The organism is Caldimonas taiwanensis NBRC 104434 (assembly GCF_001592165.1).
GTDB lineage: Bacteria > Pseudomonadota > Gammaproteobacteria > Burkholderiales > Burkholderiaceae_C > Caldimonas > Caldimonas manganoxidans.
Map to the genome: position 1 here is coordinate 139,713 of NZ_BCWK01000001.1, position 21,058 is coordinate 160,770.

Genomic DNA, 21,058 nt, shown 5'->3' on the forward strand with positions numbered 1-21,058 from the left:
GCCGGGGCGGCTTGAGCCCGCGCGGGTCCACACGGGACGGAAATCCTGGCGAATCGGTCGAGATCGGTAATACGAATAATTCCCAAATACAATGACGGACTCGATCAAGGAGTCCGTGCATGAAGTCCCTGCTGTTGAGCTTGGTGTGGCTCGTGGCCGTGCCGGCGGCGTTCGCCCAGGCGGCGTCGGCCGCATCGGCCTCGGTGAACCCTGCGGCCGTGACGGCTGCGGCGGTCGTTCGTCATCATGCCGCCCTGGTGCACGCGAGCTACGAGGACACCTTGACGGCGGCTCGGGCGATGCAAAAGGCCATCACGGCGTTCCTGGCGGCGCCCTCGCCGCAGACCCTGGCAGCCGCCCGCCGGGCCTGGCTGGATGCTCGCGAGTTCTATGGCCAAACCGAGGCCTATCGCTTCTATGGCGGCCCGATCGACGACGACCATGGCCTCGAGGGGCGGCTCAACGCCTGGCCGATGGATGAGTCCTATGTGGATTATGTCGAGGGGCGCCCCGATGCCGGCTTGATCAATGATCGCAAGCAGCCTTTGACGAAAAAGGCGCTCATCGAGCTCAACGAGCGCGGCGGAGAGGAAAACATCGCCACCGGCTGGCATGCGATCGAGTTCATGCTCTGGGGGCAGGATCTGTCCGAGACCGGACCGGGCGATCGCAGTTTCGAAGATTTCATCGACGGCAAAAGGCCCAACGCCGACCGCCGGCGCACGTATTTGCGCCTCATCACCGAGATCCTGATCGAGGATCTGACCTCCCTGGTGCGGGCCTGGGCGCCTGGTGTGAAGAACAACTACCGCGCCGCGTTCGAGCGCGGGGGCCAAGAATCGCTGCGCAAGATGTTCGTGGGCCTGGGTTCGCTGTCGCGCGGCGAGCTGGCCGGCGAACGGCTGGAGGTGGCTTTGGCCAGCCAGGATCAGGAAGACGAGCATTCTTGCTTTTCCGACAACACGCACCGGGACGCGGTGGCCAATGCCTTGGGCATCGAAAATGTCTGGCTCGGCCGTTACCGGCGGGCCGATGGTCGGGTGTTGCAAGGCCCCGGCCTGCGTGATCTGGTGGCCGCCCACGATGCCGCCCTGGCCGAGCGCACCACGGCGCAGATTCGTCGCTCGGTGCTGGCCACCGAAGCGATCCAAGCGCCCTTCGACCGTGAAATCATCGGTGGGGCCGATGCACCGGGTCGGCGCCGCATCCAGGCGGCCATCGACAGCTTGACGCAGCAGAGCAAAGACTTGGTCGATGCCGCCGCGGCCATTGGCATCACGCAGCTGACCCTCGTGCAGCCGTGAACGCCCGTGCGTGCCTGTGGCTGGGGCTGGCGTTGTGGGTCAGCCCGGCGGTCCGCTCCGATGTCGTGCCGGACCCTGCCGATCCGCTGGGCGAGCGCACCGGGGGGGCGACCACCGTGTGGGCCACCGGCAAGAACGCGTTTTCGTTTCCGGCGGCCAATCTGAGCGATGCCGAGCGCACGCGCTTCGTGATCGGCAACTCGTTTTTCAAGCGCAACTGGGTGATCGCTCCGGCGTCCACCACTGCGCGCGACGGCCTGGGTCCGCATTTCATCGCCCGCTCCTGCGGCGCCTGCCACGCCATGGATGGCCGCGGTGCGCCGCCGCAGCTGCGCCGAGGGCTCAACGATGAGCAGCCGGTGGCGCTGTTGTTGCGCTTGTCGGTGCCGGGTCGGGATGCGCACGGCGGCCCCCTGCCCGAGCCGGTCTACGGCGATCAGTTCACCAATGCCGCGGTGCCGGGCGTCAAGCCCGAAGGGGAGGTGACGATCCGCTGGAAGCCGGTGCATGGGCGCTTCGCCGACGGCACGCCGTACACCTTGCAGCAACCGATCTATGGCTTTCGCAAGCTGGGTTACGGGCCGATGGCGCGCGACGTGATGCTCAGCCCGCGCATCGCGCCGCAGGTCATCGGCATGGGCTTGCTCGAAGCCATCCCCGAAGCCGAGATCGAGCGCAACGCCGCCGAGCAGGCCGCGATGCCCGGGCCCATCAAGGGCCAGCCGAACCGGGTGTGGGACGTGGTGACCGGCCGCGAAATGATCGGCCGCTTCGGCTGGAAGGCCAATGTGGCCACCGTCGCTCACCAAACGGCCGCAGCGTTTCTCGGGGACATGGGCATCACGTCCTCGTACTTCCCGCAAGAGGCGTGCACGCCTGCGCAAGCCGATTGCTTGGCCGCGCCCCGAGGGGCGCGAGGTCAGGCGCCGGAAATCGACGACAAGACGTTGCAGGACGTGATTTTCTACACCGCTACGCTGGCCCCGCCGGCGCGCCGCCACGCGCGCGATCCGCAGGTGCTGCGCGGCCAGCAGTTGTTTGCGCAAGCGCAGTGCGCGGTGTGTCACCGTCCCAGCTATCGCACGGCGCAGGCGCCGTTTCCGCCGCTGAGCAGCCCGGCGCTGCAAGATCAAACCATCTGGCCCTACACGGATTTGCTGCTGCACGACATGGGCGAGGCGCTGGCCGACGGTCGGCCCGACTTTCGAGCCCATGGCCGTCAGTGGCGCACGCCACCGCTGTGGGGCATCGGGCTGCTGCGCGATGTCAACGGCCACCAGCGTTTGCTGCACGATGGCCGGGCGCGTGGGGTGCTGGAAGCGATCTTGTGGCATGGCGGCGAGGCCGAGGACAGCAAACAACAGGTGCTGCGCATGAGCCGCGAGGATCGGGAGGCCTTGGTGAAGTTCGTGGAGTCGCTGTGAACCGTCGACATGTGTTGGGGGCCCTCGCGCTGGGCATGGCCGGCGGTGCGCAAGCCCAAGCCTCTTGGCAGGTGGTGGCCGTGCCGTTCTATACCCCGGCGGATGTGCTGGTGGGGTGGTATCGGTGGTTTGCGGTCCCTCAGGCGCGTGCCGCCCATGAAGCCGCGCTCGTGCTGGCGCAGACCCTGGGGGCCACGTGCCGCGGCGAGCTCGGCATGGAGCAGGCGCGCCGGCGCTGGGGCGAGGCCGTGGCGGCCTGGGAGCGGCTGTCGGCCGTGGCCACTGGGCCCGTGCTGTGGCGACGCAGCCTGCGGCAGATCGATTTTGCGCCGACCCGGCCGAATCTGATCGAGCGGGCCGTGCGTGCGCAACCGCGCGGGGCCGAGGCGCTGGAACGCATCGGCACGCCGGCCAAGGGCTGGCCCGCGCTGGAGTGGCTGCTGTGGCGTCAGCCCATGGCTGCGGCCAGCCCGGCTTGTGCGTATGCGCAGGAACTGGGGCAGGATCTGGCGCGCCACATGCAGGCCCTGCGTGACGACTTCGAGCGCTTGGCGCAGCGCACCCCGCAGGACTGGTCCGAGGCCGAGGTGGCCGCCGGCATGGACGAACTGGTCAATCAATGGGTGGGGGCCGTGGAGCGGCTGCGTTGGGCCGCGATGGAAAAACCCCTGCGTTCCGGCGCCTTGCAGACCCTGCCGCGGCAAACCAGCGGCCGCACGGTCCAGAGCTGGCGCCACCATTGGGAAGCGATCGCGGCCTTGGCGCGTGCCGGCGCGCAGGTGCCGACGCCGGGCGAGGGGCTGGTGTCTTTCGAATCGTATTTGCGCGGTCGCGGGTGGAACGAGCTGGCCGACCGTTGGCGCGCAGCCGTCGAGGGGGCCGAACGTGGTGTGCTGGCGGCCACGCCGCAGCAGCCGGAGACGGTCACCGGGGCTGCGCAGGCGCTGGCGGCCCTCAAACGGCTGGCGGAGTCCGAACTGGCGCCGGCCTTCGATGTGAGGATGGGGTTTTCCGATGCCGATGGCGATTGAGCTCACGCGCCGACGTTTCGGCCTGTGGCTGGGGGCGGCCCTGGGTGGGGCCAGCGCCTGGGCCTGGGCCGAGCCGGGGCCGCGCCTGTTGGCCAGTTGGCGGTTGGCCGACGGGCGCTACCAAGTGGGCTGGCTGCTGGCCGACAGGGCGCAAGGCGCCTGGCGTGTCCACACGGCCGTGGACCTACCCACCCGGGCGCACGGGGTGTGGATCGGCCCGGACGGCAGCGTGTATGCCGCGGCCCGCCGCCCGGGGGATTGGCTGCTGCGCTGGGCGCCGGCCACATCACCGCGATGGGCCTGGTTGGACCCTGGCCGCAGCCTCAATGGCCATGTGTTGCCCCATCCCGAGGGCCGCGTGGTGTTGACCACCGAAACCGACCTGGACAGCGGCATGGGCCTCGTGGCCGTGCGGGATGCAAGGACCTTGGAGGTGATGCAGGAATGGCCCAGCCATGGCCGTGATCCGCATCAGCTGCTGTGGGATCGGCAGCACCCGGACCGCTTGTATGTGGCCAATGGCGGCATCGAGACCCGTCCCGAGACCGGGCGCCGCAAGTGGGGCTTGGACCGCATGGACGCCTCGCTGGTGTGTCTGGACTGGCGTGCCGGGCAGCTGTTGGGGCAATGGCGGTTGCGCGATGAGCGGCTGAGCGTGCGCCACCTGGCATGGAGCGGATCGCGGTTGGGCGTGGCCTTGCAAGCCGAGCACGATGAGGCCACACAGCGCGAGCACGCCCCGGTGCTGGCACTGCTGGAGCCCGAGGGCTTGCGCGCGGTGCCTTTCGATCGGCCGCTGGCCGGCTACGGTGGCGACATCGCCGGCACGGCCGAGGGTTTTGCGGTGGCTTGTCCGCGCGCCGGGGGAGTGGCGCTGTACCACCCCGATGGGCGGGCGCGCGGCTGGGTGCCGCTGAGCGAGGCCTGCGCGTTGGCCGTCGATCCCCAGGGGCGGTTGTGGATGGGCGGGCATCCGGAGGCCGGCTTGGCCACCGAGCGCCTGCGCGTGCCGGCATTGCAGCTGGACAATCACTGGCGGGTCTGAACGACACGCGGCGCCGGAGCCGATGCCGCTTGCCGGTAAGCTTGAGGCTGAGACTCGCCCCCCCCCCCCGGTTCACATGATCACCGTCCATCATCTCAACAACTCGCGCTCGCAGCGCGTGCTGTGGATGCTCGAAGAGCTGCAGCTGCCTTACGAGATCCGTCACTATCAGCGTCATCCCCAGACCATGCTGGCGCCGCCGCAGTTGCGCCAGGTGCATCCGCTGGGCAAGTCGCCGGTGATCACCGATGGCGAGCTGGTGCTGGCCGAATCCGGCGCCATCTTGGAATACCTGGTGGACCGCTACGGCCAAGGCCGCTTCAAGCCCGCGCCAGGCACGCCCGAGGCGCTGCGCTACACCTTTTGGATGCACTTTGCCGAAGGCTCGGCGATGCCGCCACTGGTGATGAAGCTGGTGTTCGACATGGTGGAGCGCAAGTCGCCGTGGCTGGTGCGTCCGGTGGCTGCGGGCATTGCGCGCAAGGTCAAAGACCTGGTCGTCAGGCCCAACATCGAGCGCCATCTCGAGTTCATGGAGTCCGAACTTGCCGATCGCCCTTGGTTTGCGGGCGATGAGTTCACGGCGGCCGATGTCCAGATGAGCTTCGTGCTGGAGGCGTCGGCCGCACGGGGCGGACTGGACGATCGTTACCCGCTGCTGCGCCATCTGTTGCAGCGCATGCAGGCCCGGCCGGCGTATCAGCGCGCGTTGGCCAAGGGGGGGCCCTATCAGCTCGGCTGAGTCGGGCGGGCGACGCCCGCCCGCGCGCGGCCGGGCGTCGCTCAAGACGGCATGAAGCGCTTGCTGCGTGCGATCGACATCAGCATGCCCAGGCCCAGACCGAGCGTGACCATGGCGGTGCCGCCATAGCTGATGAAGGGCAGCGGCACGCCCACCACGGGCAGAATGCCACTGACCATGCCCATGTTGACGAAGGCATAGGTGAAGAAGATCAAGGTCACCGCCCCGGCCATCAGGCGCGCGAACAGGGTGGGCGCCTCGCTGGCGATCATCAAGCCGCGCAAGATGAGAAAGACAAAGCCCAGGATGAGCGCCAGATTGCCCACCAGCCCGAACTCTTCGGAATAAGCGGCGAAGATGAAGTCGGTGGTCCGCTCGGGAATGAATTCCAGATGGGTTTGGGTGCCTTTCATGAAGCCTTTGCCGGTCCATCCCCCCGAGCCGATGGCGATCATGCCTTGAATGGTGTGGAAGCCCTTGCCCAGCGGGTCTTTGGTCGGATCCAGCAAAGTGCAGATGCGCTGGCGCTGGTATTCGTGCAGCACTTTCAGATCCACCCCGGGCGCGCAGATGCGCTCTTCCAGGCTCACCAAGGCCACCACGCCGATCACCGCGGCGGTCACCGCTGGGATCACCAGCTTCCAGGACAGCCCGGCCAGGAAGATCACGGCCAAACCGGCGGCCAGCACCAGCAGCGAGGTGCCCAAATCGGGCTGGCGCAGGATCAGGCCCACCGGCACGGCCAAAATCACCGCAGCCACCAGAAAGTCGGGCACGCGCAGCTGACCCTCGCGGCGCTGGAACCACCAGGCCAGCATCAGCGGCACGGCGATCTTCATGATTTCGCTGGGCTGGATCACGGTCAGGCCGATGTTCAACCAGCGGGTGGCCCCTTTGCGTGTGATGCCGAAGAACTCCACCCCCAGCAGCAGCACCACGCCGACGGTATACAGCGGCACGGCGATGGCCATCAGCCGATGTGGCGGCACCTGCGCCACCAGGAAGACCACGGCGGCGGCAATGAGCATGTTGCGGGCATGGTCGACGAAGCGGGTGCCGTGGTCGTAGCCGGCCGAGTACATGATCAGCAGTCCCGCGCCGCACAGCAGCAGCACCGCGGCCGACAGCGCCGGATCGAAGCCGAACAGCATCGGCTTGAGCCGCTGCCACAGCGAGGGACGTTCGAAGGTCACGTTCATGGCACACGCGCCGCGCGGGGGGCCGGCGACAAGGGGGTGGCCGACGCCGGGTCGTCGGCGGGCAGGGCGATGGCCGGGCCGCTCAAGCGGCTGCCCTCCAGCGCCGAAGAGACCGGCTGCACGGTGACCGTGGCGGCCAGGCGAGGGGTGCCGATGGGGGCGGCGGCCTCGCCGCGCTGCACGGCGGCAATGTCTTGCTCGCTGGGGTACAGGCCCGCGAGCCAGTAGTCGAACACCCGCCGCACAATCGGCGCGGCCGACTGCGCGCCGAAGCCAGCGTTTTCCACGATCACCGCCACGGCGATGCGGGGATCTTCCAGCGGCGCGAAAGCCACGTACAGCGCATGGTCGCGCAGATACTCGGCCAGCTTGGCGGCGTCGTAGCGCTCGTTCTGGCGGATGGAGACAGCCTGCGCCGTGCCGGTCTTGCCGCCGCTGCGGTACGGCGCGCCGACGAAGCTGCGCGTGGAGGTGCCTTCCTGCGTGACCGCGTACATCGCTTCGAGCACCACTTTGACGTGTTCGGGCTTGAGCGCCAACGGGGGCAACGGCTCGTGGTTCACCGCACGGGCTTCATGGGTCACGGGGTCGCGGATCTCGCGCACCACATGCGGCCTGTGGCGCTGGCCGCCGGAGGTCAACGTGGCCATGGCATGCGCCAATTGCAACATCGTGAAGCTGTTGTAGCCCTGGCCGATGCCCAACGAGATGGTCTCCCCGGCATACCAGCGTTGCTGCTCGGGCCGCCGGTAGGTGCGGCGCTTCCAATCGGTGGACGGCAGCACACCGCGCGCCTCGCCGGGCAAGTCGATGCCTGTGAGCTGGCCGAAGCCGAAGGGGGCCATTTGGTCGTGGATGAGGTCCACGCCCATTTCGTTGGCCAGGGTGTAGTAGTACACGTTGCTGGACTTGATGATCGAACGGCGCATATCCACCGGACCCAGCCCGGTATCGCCGTGGCTGCGGAAGCGGTGGTTGCCGAACACGAACACGCCGTTGTCCATGATCGTCTGGCTGGCCGTGCGGGTGCCGGTGTTGAGCGCGGCCAGCGCCATGAAAGGTTTGTAGGTCGAGCCTGGCGGATAGGTGCCACGCAGCGCACGGTTCAGCAGCGGCCGGTCGATCGATTCGTTCAGCGCGCGCCAGTTCTCCACGTCGATGCCTTCGACGAAGAGATTGGGGTCGAAGGTCGGTTTGCTCACCAGGGCCAACACCTCACCGCTGCGAGGGTCGATGGCCACCAGTGCGCCGCGCCGATCCCCGAAGAGCTGCTCGACCAAGGCTTGCAACTTGATGTCGATCGACAGCACCACGGTGTGGCCCGGTGTGGCCGGGCTGGAGCGCAGTCGGCGCACCGCGCGCCCGCCGGCGCTGGTCTCCACTTCCTCGAAGCCGGTGGTGCCGTGCAGCTCGCGCTCGTAGGCTTGCTCCACGCCGAGCTTGCCGATGTACTCGGTGCCGCGGTAGTTGGCCAGCTCCTCCTCGGGCCAGTCTTCCATGGCCTTTTTTTCGGCCTGGTTGATGCGGCCGATGTAGCCCACCACGTGGCTGCCCACGTCGCCCAGCGGATAGTGGCGGAACAGCCGCGCTTTGACCTCCACACCGGGGAAGCGGTAGCGCTGCGCCGCAAAGCGCGCCACTTCTTCATCGCTGAGCCGGGTGCGCACCGGCAGCGAATCCAGGCCCTTGGTTTCTTCCATCAGGCGCCGAAAGCGCCGGCGGTCGGCCGCACTGATGGTCACCAGCTCCGACAAGGCGTCGATCGTGGCGTCCAGGTCGTCCACTTTCGAGGGGGTGATTTCCAGCGTATAGGCGGCGTAATTGCGGGCCAGGACGATGCCATGGCGGTCCAGGATCAACCCGCGGTTGGGCGGGATCGGCAGCACGGCGATGCGGTTGTTCTCGGCCCGCGCGCTGAGCTCGTCGTGTTGGAGCACTTGCAAGTACACCAGCCGCGCCACCACCAGGCCAAAGCATGCCAGCACCATGGCGGCGGCAAACAACAGCCGGGCGCGAAAGCGCGACAGCTCGCGTTCGACGTCCTTCAGCTCGGTCATGTCTGGATCACAGCGGACGGTTCTCGTCCGGATCGGGCGCACGCCGCTGTGGCGCCAACAGCACCCAACTGGCCAGCGGCCATAGCGCGGCCTCCAGCACCGGAGCCAGCAGCAGCTCCCATCCCGGGAAGATGCCACCGGCGGCCAGCCGGATCAAGACGAGCGCCGCATGGGCGGTAAAAAACAGCGGCAGGATCTGCACCGCTTGCTCCAGCAGCGAGAACCACAGCAAGCGGCGGTGGATGGTGATTGCGAAATAGCTCAACAGCGTGTAGGCCAAGGCATGCTGCCCCAGCAGCGCGCCTTCATGCACGTCCATGACCAGGCCGAAGACGAAGGCCGCCCCGATGCCGATGCGCCGCGGCTGATGCACGTTCCAGAACACCAGCGTCAGCGCCAGCCAGTCGGGCATCGCCAGGGAGCGCCCCAAGGGCAGCATGTTCAAGGCCAGGGCCACGGCCAGCGACGCCCAGATGAACACCGGGCTGGCCGGCAGCAAGAGTTGGTCGGATCCGCGCGGCATCATGGCTGAGACCTGCGTTCAGCGGCCGTTGGCGCTGCGGCGCTGCGAGCGCGGCAGGGCTTCGGAGGCGGGCTCCGGCGGTGGCGGCAATGCATGGCCCACGGGTTCGAGCACCAACACATGACGCGCACTGTCCAGTTGTCCGACCGGCTCCAGCAGGATGCGGGCGAAGGCGCTGTCGGCGCGGCGTTCGACGCGGCTGACCACGGCCACCGGCAAGCCCGCGGGATAGACGCCGTCCACGCCCGAGGTGGCCAGGGTGTCGCCCTCGCGCACATCCGCGTTGGTGGGCATGAAGCGCAACTCCAAGCCGGCGCGCTGGGGGTCGCCATAGGCCAGCCCGCGCACCTGGGTGCGGGTGTTGAGCACGGGAATGACGGCATCCTTGTCCACCAGCAGCGTCACCTCCGAGGTGAGCGGATACACCCGGGTCACTTGGCCGATCACCCCGGTGGGATCGATCACGGGCGAGCCCGGCACCACGCCTTGGGTGAGTCCGCGGTCGATCACCACTTTGCGGGTGTAAGGGTCGGGCCGGTCATAGAGCACCTCGGCCGCCAGCGTGCGGGTGGACACCGTGCTGCGCAGCTGCAGCAGCTCGCGCAGCCGGGCGTTTTCTTGTTCGAGCAGGTCCAGGCGGCTCAGACGCACGGCCTGATCGGCCAGCTGACGACGGGCCTGCGCTTCGGCGGCGCGCGCTGCGGCCAGCCCCTGCAGGTACTGGCCGGCGGCGCTGATGGCTTGGACCGGCATCAGCAAGACTTGTTGCACCGGATGCAGCGCCGTGGCGATGACCGCGCGCAAGGGCTCGGTGACGCTCAGCCGGCGGTCGGCCACCATCAGGAACAGGGCCAGCGCCGAAAAGACGATCAGCCGCGTGAAGGCCGACGGGCCTTGGCGGAAGAACGGCGGAGGGGTGCGGTCCAGCGTACCCAGGGGCATGGCGCGTGCGCAGGTCAGACACTCGGGGACGACGGCCGGCCCATCGGCGGCAGGGCCTTCATTCCGAGGTGAAGATCGAGCCCAGGCGCTCCATGCGTTCCAGGGCCGTGCCGCAGCCGCGCACCACGCAGGTCAGCGGGTCCTCGGCCACCAGCACCGGCAGGCCGGTTTCTTCGGCCAGCAGCCGATCCAAGTCGCGCAGCAAGGCGCCGCCGCCGGTGAGCATCATGCCGCGCTCGGCAATGTCGGCACCGAGTTCGGGCGGTGTTTGCTCCAGCGCGTTCTTCACCGAGGAGACGATCTGGTTGAGCGGATCGGTCAAGGCCTCCAGGATTTCGTTGGAGCTGATCGTGAAGCTGCGCGGCACCCCTTCGGAAAGATTGCGGCCCTTGACCTCCATTTCCTTGACCTCGGAGCCGGGAAAGGCCGAGCCGATTTCCTTCTTGATGGCCTCGGCCGTGGGCTCACCGATGAGCATGCCGTAGTTGCGGCGGATGTAGTTGATGATGGCCTCGTCGAACTTGTCGCCGCCCACGCGCACGCTGCCCTTGTAGACCATGCCGCCCAGGCTGATGACCCCCACCTCGGTGGTGCCGCCGCCGATGTCCACCACCATCGAGCCCGAGGCTTCCGACACCGGCAGCCCCGCACCGATGGCCGCGGCCATCGGCTCCTCGATCAGGTAGACCTCGGAAGCGCCGGCCCCCAGGGCCGATTCGCGGATGGCGCGGCGCTCGACCTGGGTGGAGCCGCAGGGCACGCAGATGATGATGCGTGGGCTGGGCTTCATCATCGAGCGCGGATGGACCATCTTGATGAACTGCTTGAGCATCTGCTCGGTGACGGTGAAGTCGGCGATCACCCCGTCCTTCATCGGCCGGATGGCCTCGATGTTGCCAGGCACCTTGCCCAGCATGGCCTTGGCTTCGGCACCCACGGCCTGGATGGTCTTCTTGCCGTTGGGGCCGCCTTCGTGGCGGATGGCCACCACCGAGGGCTCGTCCAGGACGATGCCCTTGCCGCGCACGTAGATCAGGGTGTTGGCCGTGCCCAGGTCGATGGCGAGGTCCGTCGAAAAATAGCGACGAATGGATTCAAACATGTGTCAGGGTTCCCGGGCGGCCGACCAGGCAGCCCTGGGCGGCCGCAGGCGTTGGTTTTGTATCGGGCCGCCCGCTGCGACGGTGGACCCGGCTTCTTGCACGAAACCGGCTCCGGATCCAGCGCTCGTTCGGGGGGAGAGCCCCGACGAAATCGCTGCGTCCAGGCCGGTTGTGGATAACCGAAGATAATACCTGAATGACCCTGCACCGATGCGTGCGGGACGCCCCAAACGCAAACGATTTCCCATGGCTTTGACACTTCAGGACGTGGGCCGCATCGCCCACCTGGCTCGGCTGGCGCTGAGCGAGGACGAGCAGGCCCAGATGCTCGAACAGCTCAACGGCTTTTTCGCCATCGTCGAACGCATGCGCGCGGTGGACACCACTGGCGTCGAACCCCTGTACACCCCGCTGTCGGCCGTGCAAGACGTGGTCTTGCGCTTGCGTGAGGACGTGGTGACCGAGACCGACCAGCGCGAGGCTCATCAGCGCAGCGCCCCGGCCGTCGAAGACGGGCTGTACCTCGTGCCCAAAGTCATCGAGTGAGGGCCCGATGAGCACCGAACTGCACCACTTGGGCGTGGCCGAACTGGCCCGCCGACTCCAGGCCAAGACCCTCTCCAGCGTCGAAATCACGAAACATCTGCTTGCGCGCGTTGCCGCCCACGAACAATTGGGCGCCTTCGTCTGCACCGACGAGGCCGTGGCGATGGCCCAGGCGCAGGCCGCCGACGAGCGTCGCGCCCGAGGCGAGACGGGCCCGCTGCTGGGCGTGCCGCTGGCGCACAAGGACATCTTCGTGACGGTCGACTTCCCCAGCACGGCGGCCTCCAAGATGCTCGAAGGCTACCGCAGCCCCTTCGATGCCACCGTCGTGGCGCGACTCAAACAGGCCGGTGCGGTCACGTTGGGCAAGCTCAATTGCGACGAGTTCGCCATGGGCGGCAGCAACGAGCATTCCGCCTTCGGCCCGGCGCGCAACCCCTGGAATCCTCAGCGCATTGCCGGAGGCTCCTCGGGCGGGTCGGCCGTGGCGGTGGCCGCGCGCTTGATTCCGGCGGCCACCGGCACCGACACCGGGGGCTCGGTGCGCCAGCCCGCGGCCTTGACCGGCATCACCGGCATCAAGCCCACCTATGGCCGCTGCTCGCGCTACGGGATGATCGCCTTTGCCTCCAGCCTGGATCAAGCCGGTGTGTTGGCACGCAGCGCCGAAGACTGCGCCTTGCTGCTGGGGGCCATGAGCGGCTTCGACGAGCGCGACGCCACTTCGGCGCAGCAGCCCGTGGAAGACTATGCCGCGGCCCTGCGCGCCGTGCGCGAAGGGGCCACGGCGGCCCAGCCGCTCAAGGGCTTGCGCATCGGCATGCCGCGCGAGTTCTTCGGCGAGGGCGTGGCCGCTGGCGTGCTTGCGGCGGTGCGCGCGGCGCTGGCCGAGTTCGAAAAGCTCGGTGCCACGCTGGTGGAGGTGAGCCTGCCGCGCACCGAGCTGTCCATCCCGGTCTACTACATCATCGCCCCGGCCGAGGCCAGCTCCAACCTCAGCCGCTATGACGGCGTGCGCTACGGGCACCGCGCCAAGCACTATGCCGACTTGCTCGACATGTACAAGAAAAGCCGCTCCGAAGGCTTCGGGGCCGAGGTCAAGCGCCGCATCATGATCGGCACGTATGTGCTCAGTCATGGTTACTACGATGCCTACTACCTGCAAGCCCAGAAGCTGCGTCGCATGATTGCCGAAGACTTCCAGGCGGCCTTTGCCCACTGCGACCTGATCGCCGGCCCGGTGTCGCCCACCGTGGCGCGCGCCTTGGGCAGCCAGACCGACCCGCTGCAGGAATATCTCGCCGACATCTTCACCTTGCCGGCCAGTCTGGCCGGCCTGCCGGGCATGAGCGTGCCGGCGGGCTTTGGCGAAGAGAGCCTGCCCGTGGGCTTGCAACTGATCGGCAACTACTGGAAGGAAAGCCAGCTGCTGCATGCCGCGCATGCCTTCCAACAAGCCACCGACTTTCACCTCCGTGCGCCGGAGGGCTGCTGAGATGACCCACACCGCATCCGAACTCGTGCGGGGCTACGAGGTGGTGATTGGCCTCGAGACGCACGTGCAACTGTCCACGCAATCGAAGATCTTTTCCGGCGCGAGCACCGCCTTCGGGGCCGCGCCCAACACCCAGGCCTGCGCGGTGGACCTGGCCCTGCCGGGCACGCTGCCGGTGCTCAACCGGGCCGCGGTCGAACGCGCCATCCGTTTCGGCCTGGCCGTCCAGGGCACGGTGGCGCCGCGCTCCATCTTTGCGCGCAAAAACTACTTCTACCCCGACCTGCCCAAGGGCTACCAGATCAGCCAATATGAAATTCCCGTGGTCCAGGGCGGGCAGATCGAGTTCTACGTGGGTGAGGTCAAGCACCGCGTGCGCCTGACCCGCGCCCATCTGGAAGAAGACGCCGGCAAGTCGCTGCACGAGGACTATCACGGCCACACCGGCATCGACCTCAACCGCGCCGGCACGCCGCTGTTGGAGATCGTCTCCGAGCCCGACATGCGTTCTTCGGCGCAGGCCGTGGGCTATGCCAAGGCCCTGCATGCGCTGGTGGTGTGGCTGGGCATTTGCGATGGCAACATGCAAGAAGGCAGCTTCCGTTGCGATGCCAACGTCTCGGTGCGCAAGCCTGGCCAGCCCCTGGGCACGCGCCGCGAGATCAAAAACCTCAACAGTTTTCGCTTCCTGCAGCAAGCCATCGACTACGAAGTCCACTGGCAGATCGACCAGCTCGAAGACGGCCTGCCCATCGAACAGGCCACCGTGCTGTTCAACCCCGACACCGGCCAGACGCGGGCCATGCGCAGCAAGGAAGACGCGCACGACTACCGCTACTTCCCCGACCCCGACCTGCCCCCGCTGGTGATCGCGCCCGAGTGGGTCGAGCAGGTGAAGGCCGACATGCCCGAGCTGCCCAGCGTGATGGCCGAGCGTTTTCAACGCGAAGACGGCCTGCCGGCCTACGACGCGACCATGATGACGCAAAGTCTCGCCCTGGCGCGCTACTACGAGGCCGCGCGCGATGCCTGTCAGCAACCCAAGCTCGTGGCCAATTGGCTGATGGGCGAGCTGTCGCGCCGGCTCAATGCCGAAGGCAAGGACATTGCCCAAGCGCCCGTGCCGCCGGCCACATTGGCGGCGCTCATCCTGCGCATCCAAGACGGCACCGTCTCCAACAACGGCGCCAAGCAAGTCTTCGAAGCACTCTGGAGCGGCGAAGGCAGCGATGTCGATGCCCTGATCGAGGCCAAAGGCCTCAAGCAGATGAACGACACCGGTGCGCTGGAAGCCATCGTCCAAGAGGTGCTGGCAGCCCACCCCAAGTCGGTGGAAGAATTCCGCGCCGGCAAGGAAAAAGCCTTCAATGCCTTGGTCGGGCAGGTCATGAAAGCCACCAAAGGCAAAGCCAATCCGGCCCAAGTCAACGAGTTGCTGCGGCAAAAACTCGGCGCTTGAGGCTCATCGCCGCAGCCAGCGCCGCCACCAGGGACGGCGGCGCAGCGCGGTGCTGGGGCCCACTGGGCCGGGGCGGCCGCCGAACAGGGCCTCGATGTCCAGCGACGAACGCCGCCCCAGGTCGGCGCGATGGGCAGCCAGCCAACGGTCGGCCGCGGCGCGGCCCAGCCCGAACAACTGTTCCAAAAATGCCGGATCGGTGTTGAGCTTGCTCGAGGCATTGAAGGGCGCCAGCCCCTCGTCGTCGGCCACCATGTGCAGGCGCAGGTCCTTGTGGTGCCGCGGGTCGAGCGCGTGCTCTCGCAGCAGCCGCGACACGAAGGCGATGGCGCGCAGCTCGGCGATCAGGCTGGCATTGAAGGTGATTTCGTTCACCCGGTCCATGATCTCCACACTGCGGGTGGGCGTGCCTTCGCGCCTCAGCGGGTTGATTCTCACCAGCAGGATGTCGAGCGCGTCGCTGCGGTCGATCAACGGATACAGCGCCGGGTTGCCGGTGTAGCCGCCGTCCCAGTAGGGCTGGCCGTCGATCTGCACCGCTTGGAACAAAAACGGCAGGCAGGCCGAGGCCAGCAGCGCATCGATGCTGAGGTCTTCGCCCGTGAACACGCGCGCCTGGCCGGTGTGCACCGAGGTGGCCGTCACGAACAGGCTCAGGCCCGGCACCCTGGCATGGGCGTGGCGCAGCGCGGCTTCGTCCACATGCCGGCGCACCACGTCGCGCAGCGGGTTGAGGTTGAGCGGGTTGAACTCGTACGGGCTGAAGCTGCGCCAGAAGCTGGTCACCCACTGGTAGTTGGGCAGCGCGTCGAAGTTGAAGCTGTTGTGCTGCGCCGCGGCCGCCTGCGTCAGCGAAAACGGCGAGAACACCTGGCCGCTGCGCCCCACGTCTTCCCAAAACGCCCGCAAGGCCGCCCGCGCACCCTCAGGCCCGCCGCGCACCAGCCCGGTGACCAGCACCGCACCATTCAAGGCCCCGGCACTGGTGCCGGAGATGCCCTGGACCGCCAGGCCCTCGTCTTCCAGCAGCCGATCGAGCACCCCCCAGGTGAACGCGCCATGGGAGCCGCCGCCTTGCAGCGCGAGGTCGAGGGGGAGGGGGGTGGAGGCCGAAGGCATGGGAGCTCAGGGTTTGCCCGAGTGTAGGACCAGAGGCCGAACCTGGCGTTGCACAGATGCGCTGATCGCGCGCGGTTTTGTCGTCAGGAATCTCCCCCTTACGGGCAGTAACGCACCGGCACACACGGATACAGCGTGTACCGATTCCGTTCCTGAGGCTCTGTTGACGATGTGCGCACGGCCTCACAGCAGGCTTCACAACCACAACGGCAGGGAGAGCAGGTCACTCAAAAAAAGCCCGCCGAGAGGGCCGATTGATCGTCTTCATCGACGAGTCCGGCCTGAGCGAGCGGCCGACCCGGGTGCGCACCTGGGCCAAGAAGGGCCACACGCCGGTCATCCAGTTCCACTTCAACTGGGCCCACATCTCCGTCATCGCCGGCCTGACGCGCACGAACTGCATGTTCCGGCTGCACGAGTGCAGCATCAAGAAGGAACAGCACGTCGAGTTCCTGTGGGCCTGGCTCAAGCGCCACGCCTTGGCGAACTTCTGCCCCAACGACCTGGGCGAGCTCACCGCCACAGCACGCAGCAAGCTCAAGAGCGCTCAACAGCACCCTTCGATCATCGCTGCCTGCTGGGCTCAGGCTGAGCTTTGGTGATGTCGTCATTTACGGAAAGCTCAATAGGTGGGCGAGGTCGAGGCGGGCTAGTTCAATGCGCCTGCGCCCAGCGTGCGATCCACCCGCTCGCGCAGCGCCGTTCGCAAGGCGACTTGCACGCCCTGGCGCATGGTCTCCAGCGCCATGCTGGCTGCCGGTGGACTCTGGCGCGCGGCCTGCTCGGGCAGCAGCGGCACATGCATGAAGCCGCCGCGTGCGTCGGGATGCCGCGTGGCCAGGGCATGCATCAGGCCGTAGAACACATGGTTGCACACGAAGGTGCCGGCCGTCTGTGACACCGAGGCGGGCAGGCCCGCGGCGCGCAGCTCGGCCACGATGGCCTTGATCGGCAGGGTGCTGAAGTAGGCGGCCGGGCCGCCGGGCACCACCGGCGTGTCGATGGGCTGGCGGCCGGCGTTGTCGGGGATGCGGGCGTCATCGATGTTGATCGCCACCCGCTCCAGGCTGAGGTCGGCACGACCGCCGGCCTGACCGAGCGCCAACACGAGGTCCGGCCGGTGCTGCTCGAGTGCGTGGTGCAGCCTGTCCAGCGCCTCACCGAAGACGCAGGGCAGCACCACGCCGGTGATCGGGGCCCCGTCCACGGACTGGCCGTGCAGCGCCTGGGCCAGCGCCTGCGAGGGGTTCAGGGCGTCGCCGTCGAAGGGCTCGAAGCCGGTGAGCAGGATGTTCATGGCGTGCGTCACTCGGTCATACTTGGTAGATTCGATGTTTGGGCAGGCCCCCGTGCGGGGGTGTTGCAGCGGTTGGGGAATCGCTTCGATCCGTCTCCTCTCGGCGGGCCTGCCACCCGTTCAGCCGACCGGTGCCCCCCAGCCGCCGCCGCCAGGGGTTTCGATCACGAAGACATCGCCTGCGCCCATCTCGGTGCTGCCGATGTGGGCCAGCACCTCCACCGTGCCGTCGCTGCGCTCGACCCGGTTGACGCCCAGCGCCCCGGGCTTTCCGCCGGCCAGTCCGAAGGCGGGCACGGTGCGGCCGTTGGACAGGATGGAGGCCGTCATCGGCTCCAAGAAGCGGATGCGGCGCACGCCGCCGTCACCGCCGCGCCAGCGGCCCGCCCCTCCCGAGCCGTGGCGGATCTCGTAGCTGTCCAAGCGCACCGGGTAGCGAAATTCCAGCACTTCCGGATCGGTCAGGCGCGAATTGGTCATATGGGTCTGGACCACGCTGGTGCCATCGAAGCCGCCGATCACGTCGCCATGCTCGTCGGTGTACACACCGGCGCCCGAGCCGCCCGAGATGGTTTCGTAGTACTGGTAGCGTTCGTTGCCGAAGGTGAAGTTGTTCATCGTGCACTGGCTGGCTGCCAGCACGCCCAGTGCGCCGTACAGCGCGTTGGTGATGCAGGTGGAGGTCTCGACGTTGCCGGCCACCACCGCAGCCGGTGGGTGGGGGTTGAGCATCGAGCCTTCCGGGATGATCACTCGCAGCGGCTTGAGGCAACCGGCATTGAGCGGGATGTCGTCATCCACCAGGGTGCGAAAGACATAGAGCACCGCGGCCATGCACACCGCTTTGGGCGCGTTGAAATTGTTGGGCAGTTGCGCAGAGGTGCCGGTGAAGTCGATCACCGCGCTGCGTTGGGCGCGATCGACGCGGATGGCCACTTGGATGCGTGCACCATTGTCCAGCGGCAGTGTGAATTGGCCGTCTTTGAGCGCGGTGATGACGCGGCGCACCGATTCCTCGGCATTGTCTTGCACATGGCCCATGTAGGCCTGCACCACGTCCAGGCCGAATTGCTCGACCATTTTGCGCAGCTCCTGCACGCCTTTTTCATTGGCGGCAATCTGGGCTTGCAGGTCGGCGAGGTTTTGCCGCGGGTTGCGCGCAGGGTAGGGGCCGCTGGACAGCAGGGCGAGGATGTCCTGCTCGCGCAGCACGCCGCCGTCGACGAGCTTGACGTTGTCGATCTGCACCCCTTCTTCTTCGATGCGGGTGGAAAAGGGGGGCATGGAGCCTGGCGTGATGCCGCCGATGTCGGCATGGTGGCCGCGCGAGCCGACGTAAAACAGCGGCCGCGCATGCCCGTCGAGGAACACGGGGGTGACCACGGTCACGTCGGGCAGGTGGGTGCCGCCGTGGTAGGGGTCGTTGAGCACATAGACGTCGCCGGCGCGCATGTCGGGGTTGCGCGCAATGACGGTCTTGATCGACTCGCTCATCGAGCCCAGGTGCACCGGCATGTGCGGCGCATTGGCAATGAGGTTGCCCGCCGCATCGAAGAGGGCGCAGGAAAAGTCCAGCCGCTCTTTGATGTTCACCGAGTAGGCGGTGTTTTGCAGCTGCAGGCCCATTTGCTCGGCGATGTTCATGAACAGGTTGTTGAACACCTCCAGCATCACCGGGTCCACCGTGGTGCCGATGGCTTTGCGCTGGGCGCGCGCCTGCACGCGTTCGAGCACCAGGTGGTCGTGGGCCGTCACGCGCGCCTGCCATCCGGGCTCGACCACGGTGGTGGCATTGCGTTCGGCGATGATGGCCGGGCCGTCGATCACATGGCCGGGCCGGGTCTGCTCGCGCAGCACCAGCGAGGCCGGCCACCAGCGGCCGCCGCTGAACATCCGCACCTGCGCGGCCACCGGAGCCGGCGCTTCGGCGTGGACGCCGTGGCGCGGCTCGGCCGGGGCTGCGCCTGCGCCGACGGCTTCGACCGACACCGCCTCGACCACCAGGCCGCGGCCCTGCATCAGGAAGGCGAAGCGCTGACGATAGGCCGCCTCGAAGGCCGCCCGGATCTGCGCCACCGTGCCCAGCGGCACCGACAGCGCGGTGTCGGTGCCTTCATAGCGCACGCGCACGCGCGGCTCGATGTGCACGTGCCGGGCGCCCACGCCTTGGGCGAGCAGTTCCTCGCGTGCTTGCTGGGCCAGGGCGTCCACCTGGGCGGTCAAGGCGGGGAGTTCGGCCTCGTGCAGCGGGCGCTCCACGGCCGCCTCGCGCAGCACGCGCTGCTCGGCCAGGCCCATGCCGTAGGCCGAGAGCACCCCGGCCAGGGGGTGGATGAACACCCGCGTCATGCCCAGCGCATCGGCCACCAGGCAGGCATGCTGGCCGCCGGCACCACCGAAGCATTGCAGGGTGTAGCCCGTGACGTCGTAGCCACGGGCCACCGAGATCTTCTTGATGGCATTGGCCATGCTGCCCACGGCGATGTCGATGAAACCTTCGGCCACTTCTTCGGGCGAACGCTTCACCCCCGTGGCGGCTTCGATGTCGGCGGCCATGGCGGTGAACTTCTGGACCACCACCTCGCGGTCCAGCGGCTGGTCGCCCGTGGGGCCGAACACCCGGGGAAAGTGCTCGGGCTGGATCTTGCCCAGCATCACGTTGGCGTCGGTCACGGTCAAGGGGCCACCGCGTCGATAGCAGGCAGGCCCCGGGTTGGCGCCGGCGCTGTGCGGCCCGACGCGCAGGCGCGCACCGTCGAAGCCCAGGATGGAGCCGCCGCCGGCGGCCACGGTGTGGATGCTCATCATCGGCGCACGCACGCGCACGCCGGCCACCTGCGTTTCGAAGGCGCGCTCGAACTCGCCGGCATAGTGCGACACGTCGGTGGAGGTGCCGCCCATGTCGAAGCCGATCACCCGATCGAAGCCGGCCCACTCGGCCGTGCGCGCCATGCCCACGATGCCGCCGGCGGGGCCCGACAAGATGGCGTCTTTGCCCTGGAAGCGGTCGGCTTGCGTGAGGCCGCCGCTGGACTGCATGAAATACAGCGGCACGCCGGGCATCTCGGCGGCGATTTGCTCGACATACCGGCGCAGGATGGGCGACAGATAGGCATCCACCACGGTGGTGTCGCCGCGCGAGATGAATTTCATCAGCGGGCTGACCTCGTGCGACACCGACACCTGCGCAAAGCCGATCTGTCGGGCCAGTGCAGCGGCGGCTCGTTCGTGTTGGGTGTGGCGCCAACCGTGCATGAAGACGATCGCGCAGGCGCGCAGCCCGTCGGCATAGGCGGCCTCCATAGCCGCGCGCAAGGCGCCGACGTCCAGCGCTTGGATCACTTGGCCGTCGGCGCTCATGCGCTCCTCGGCTTCGATCACGCGCTCGTACAAGAGTTCGGGCAGCACGATGTGACGGTCGAACAGCCGCGGCCGGTTCTGGTAGGCGATGCGCAAGGCATCGCGAAAGCCGCGCGTGGTCACCAGCAGCGTGCGCTCGCCCTTGCGTTCCAAAAGCGCATTGGTGGCCACCGTGGTGCCCATCTTGACGCATTCGACCCGATCTGGCGTGATCAGTGCATCGGGGGGCAAGTCCAGCAGTCGGCGGATGCCAGCCACGGCCGCATCGCGGTACTGCTCGGGGTTCTCGGACAGCAGCTTGGCCGTGGTGATGGAGCCGTCCGGGCGCCGCGCGACGATGTCGGTGAAGGTGCCGCCGCGGTCGATCCAGAACTGCCAACGCTCGGGGGTCGTGTTCATGCGCAGCTCCTCG

Annotated in this window: 16 protein-coding genes and 1 pseudogene; 9 read left to right on the forward strand and 8 right to left on the reverse strand. The window is 67.7% G+C overall.

Features of this window, described 5'->3' with window-relative positions:
* Window positions 1–119 precede the first annotated feature (119 nt).
* From CTA01S_RS00740 to CTA01S_RS00760, 5 genes are all read left to right on the forward strand, one after another.
* Window positions 120–1,304 (forward strand): imelysin family protein, encoded by a 1,185-nt coding sequence (locus CTA01S_RS00740; protein ID WP_062191069.1) that lies wholly within the window; start codon window positions 120–122, stop codon window positions 1,302–1,304.
* Entirely contained in the window at window positions 1,301–2,728 is a 1,428-nt protein-coding gene (locus CTA01S_RS00745) for a di-heme oxidoreductase family protein (RefSeq protein WP_019561084.1), read from the forward strand. Before CTA01S_RS00740 ends, CTA01S_RS00745 begins: the two co-directional genes overlap by 4 nt.
* Window positions 2,725–3,759, forward strand: coding sequence for an imelysin family protein (locus CTA01S_RS00750; protein WP_062191071.1), 1,035 nt, complete (start codon window positions 2,725–2,727; stop codon window positions 3,757–3,759). The genes CTA01S_RS00745 and CTA01S_RS00750 overlap by 4 nt, the downstream gene beginning before the upstream one ends.
* Window positions 3,743–4,804 carry a DUF1513 domain-containing protein gene (locus CTA01S_RS00755; RefSeq protein ID WP_062191074.1) on the forward strand — a complete coding sequence of 354 codons (1,062 nt, stop codon included), beginning with the start codon at window positions 3,743–3,745 and terminating at the stop codon, window positions 4,802–4,804. Before CTA01S_RS00750 ends, CTA01S_RS00755 begins: the two co-directional genes overlap by 17 nt.
* A 76-nt stretch (window positions 4,805–4,880) precedes the next feature.
* The gene (locus CTA01S_RS00760; protein WP_019561081.1) at window positions 4,881–5,546 is read left to right on the forward strand and encodes a glutathione S-transferase family protein; all 666 of its coding nucleotides are present in this window, start codon (window positions 4,881–4,883) and stop codon (window positions 5,544–5,546) included.
* 41 nt (window positions 5,547–5,587) lie between these two features.
* On the opposite strand, the gene rodA is transcribed toward CTA01S_RS00760, so the two are convergent.
* Genes rodA through CTA01S_RS00785 form a run of 5 tightly spaced genes read right to left on the reverse strand, consistent with a single transcriptional unit; the run spans window position 5,588 to window position 11,369 of the window.
* Window positions 5,588–6,745: a rod shape-determining protein RodA gene (gene rodA, locus CTA01S_RS00765; RefSeq protein WP_019561080.1), complete on the reverse strand. Its 1,158-nt coding sequence runs from the start codon at window positions 6,743–6,745 to the stop codon at window positions 5,588–5,590.
* Window positions 6,742–8,802 (reverse strand): penicillin-binding protein 2, encoded by a 2,061-nt coding sequence (mrdA, locus tag CTA01S_RS00770; RefSeq protein WP_062191077.1) that lies wholly within the window; start codon window positions 8,800–8,802, stop codon window positions 6,742–6,744. Before mrdA ends, rodA begins: the two co-directional genes overlap by 4 nt.
* Before the next feature lie 7 nt (window positions 8,803–8,809).
* Window positions 8,810–9,328, reverse strand: a complete 519-nt coding sequence (mreD, locus tag CTA01S_RS00775; protein ID WP_062191080.1) for a rod shape-determining protein MreD — start codon at window positions 9,326–9,328, stop codon at window positions 8,810–8,812.
* A 15-nt stretch (window positions 9,329–9,343) separates the two neighbouring features.
* Entirely contained in the window at window positions 9,344–10,267 is a 924-nt protein-coding gene (gene mreC / locus CTA01S_RS00780; protein ID WP_019561077.1) for a rod shape-determining protein MreC, read from the reverse strand.
* 58 nt (window positions 10,268–10,325) lie between these two features.
* Window positions 10,326–11,369 (reverse strand): rod shape-determining protein, encoded by a 1,044-nt coding sequence (locus tag CTA01S_RS00785; protein ID WP_019561076.1) that lies wholly within the window; start codon window positions 11,367–11,369, stop codon window positions 10,326–10,328.
* 247 nt (window positions 11,370–11,616) lie between these two features.
* Between CTA01S_RS00785 and gatC the strand changes: the two genes are divergently transcribed.
* From gatC to gatB, 3 genes are read left to right on the forward strand one after another with little or no spacing between them, the layout of a single operon-like run.
* Window positions 11,617–11,916: an Asp-tRNA(Asn)/Glu-tRNA(Gln) amidotransferase subunit GatC gene (gene gatC, locus CTA01S_RS00790; protein ID WP_026330215.1), complete on the forward strand. Its 300-nt coding sequence runs from the start codon at window positions 11,617–11,619 to the stop codon at window positions 11,914–11,916.
* Window positions 11,917–11,923: 7 nt separating this feature from the next.
* Entirely contained in the window at window positions 11,924–13,411 is a 1,488-nt protein-coding gene (gene gatA / locus CTA01S_RS00795) for an Asp-tRNA(Asn)/Glu-tRNA(Gln) amidotransferase subunit GatA (RefSeq protein WP_062191083.1), read from the forward strand.
* A gap of 1 nt (window position 13,412) precedes the next feature.
* Window positions 13,413–14,870, forward strand: a complete 1,458-nt coding sequence (gene gatB / locus CTA01S_RS00800; RefSeq protein WP_019561073.1) for an Asp-tRNA(Asn)/Glu-tRNA(Gln) amidotransferase subunit GatB — start codon at window positions 13,413–13,415, stop codon at window positions 14,868–14,870.
* 3 nt (window positions 14,871–14,873) lie between these two features.
* Here gatB and CTA01S_RS00805 read toward each other — a convergent pair whose 3' ends face one another.
* Entirely contained in the window at window positions 14,874–15,989 is a 1,116-nt protein-coding gene (locus tag CTA01S_RS00805; protein WP_062191086.1) for a patatin-like phospholipase family protein, read from the reverse strand.
* Between the two features lie 230 nt (window positions 15,990–16,219).
* Between CTA01S_RS00805 and CTA01S_RS00810 the strand changes: the two are divergent.
* A pseudogene (locus tag CTA01S_RS00810) lies at window positions 16,220–16,591 on the forward strand (transposase); the annotation flags it as partial.
* 47 nt (window positions 16,592–16,638) lie between these two features.
* Here CTA01S_RS00810 and pcp read toward each other — a convergent pair.
* Both pcp and CTA01S_RS00820 read right to left on the reverse strand, forming a co-directional pair.
* Window positions 16,639–17,286 (reverse strand): pyroglutamyl-peptidase I, encoded by a 648-nt coding sequence (gene pcp, locus CTA01S_RS00815; protein ID WP_062191092.1) that lies wholly within the window; start codon window positions 17,284–17,286, stop codon window positions 16,639–16,641.
* Between the two features lie 120 nt (window positions 17,287–17,406).
* Window positions 17,407–21,045: a hydantoinase B/oxoprolinase family protein gene (locus tag CTA01S_RS00820; RefSeq protein WP_062191456.1), complete on the reverse strand. Its 3,639-nt coding sequence runs from the start codon at window positions 21,043–21,045 to the stop codon at window positions 17,407–17,409.
* Window positions 21,046–21,058 lie beyond the last annotated feature (13 nt).

What these genes read in the sequence shown, in the direction of transcription:
- CTA01S_RS00820 (WP_062191456.1), bottom strand. Translation starts at nt 21,045, where the DNA reads ATGAACACGACCCCCGAGCGTTGGCAGTTCTGGATCGACCGCGGCGGC.
- pcp (WP_062191092.1), bottom strand. Translation starts at nt 17,286, where the DNA reads ATGAACATCCTGCTCACCGGCTTCGAGCCCTTCGACGGCGACGCCCTG.
- mrdA (WP_062191077.1), bottom strand. Translation starts at nt 8,802, where the DNA reads ATGACCGAGCTGAAGGACGTCGAACGCGAGCTGTCGCGCTTTCGCGCC.
- mreC (WP_019561077.1), bottom strand. Translation starts at nt 10,267, where the DNA reads ATGCCCCTGGGTACGCTGGACCGCACCCCTCCGCCGTTCTTCCGCCAA.
- CTA01S_RS00740 (WP_062191069.1), top strand. Translation starts at nt 120, where the DNA reads ATGAAGTCCCTGCTGTTGAGCTTGGTGTGGCTCGTGGCCGTGCCGGCG.
- gatB (WP_019561073.1), top strand. Translation starts at nt 13,413, where the DNA reads ATGACCCACACCGCATCCGAACTCGTGCGGGGCTACGAGGTGGTGATT.
- CTA01S_RS00785 (WP_019561076.1), bottom strand. Translation starts at nt 11,369, where the DNA reads ATGTTTGAATCCATTCGTCGCTATTTTTCGACGGACCTCGCCATCGAC.
- CTA01S_RS00805 (WP_062191086.1), bottom strand. Translation starts at nt 15,989, where the DNA reads ATGCCTTCGGCCTCCACCCCCCTCCCCCTCGACCTCGCGCTGCAAGGC.
- gatC (WP_026330215.1), top strand. Translation starts at nt 11,617, where the DNA reads ATGGCTTTGACACTTCAGGACGTGGGCCGCATCGCCCACCTGGCTCGG.
- mreD (WP_062191080.1), bottom strand. Translation starts at nt 9,328, where the DNA reads ATGATGCCGCGCGGATCCGACCAACTCTTGCTGCCGGCCAGCCCGGTG.
- CTA01S_RS00760 (WP_019561081.1), top strand. Translation starts at nt 4,881, where the DNA reads ATGATCACCGTCCATCATCTCAACAACTCGCGCTCGCAGCGCGTGCTG.
- rodA (WP_019561080.1), bottom strand. Translation starts at nt 6,745, where the DNA reads ATGAACGTGACCTTCGAACGTCCCTCGCTGTGGCAGCGGCTCAAGCCG.
- gatA (WP_062191083.1), top strand. Translation starts at nt 11,924, where the DNA reads ATGAGCACCGAACTGCACCACTTGGGCGTGGCCGAACTGGCCCGCCGA.
- CTA01S_RS00755 (WP_062191074.1), top strand. Translation starts at nt 3,743, where the DNA reads ATGCCGATGGCGATTGAGCTCACGCGCCGACGTTTCGGCCTGTGGCTG.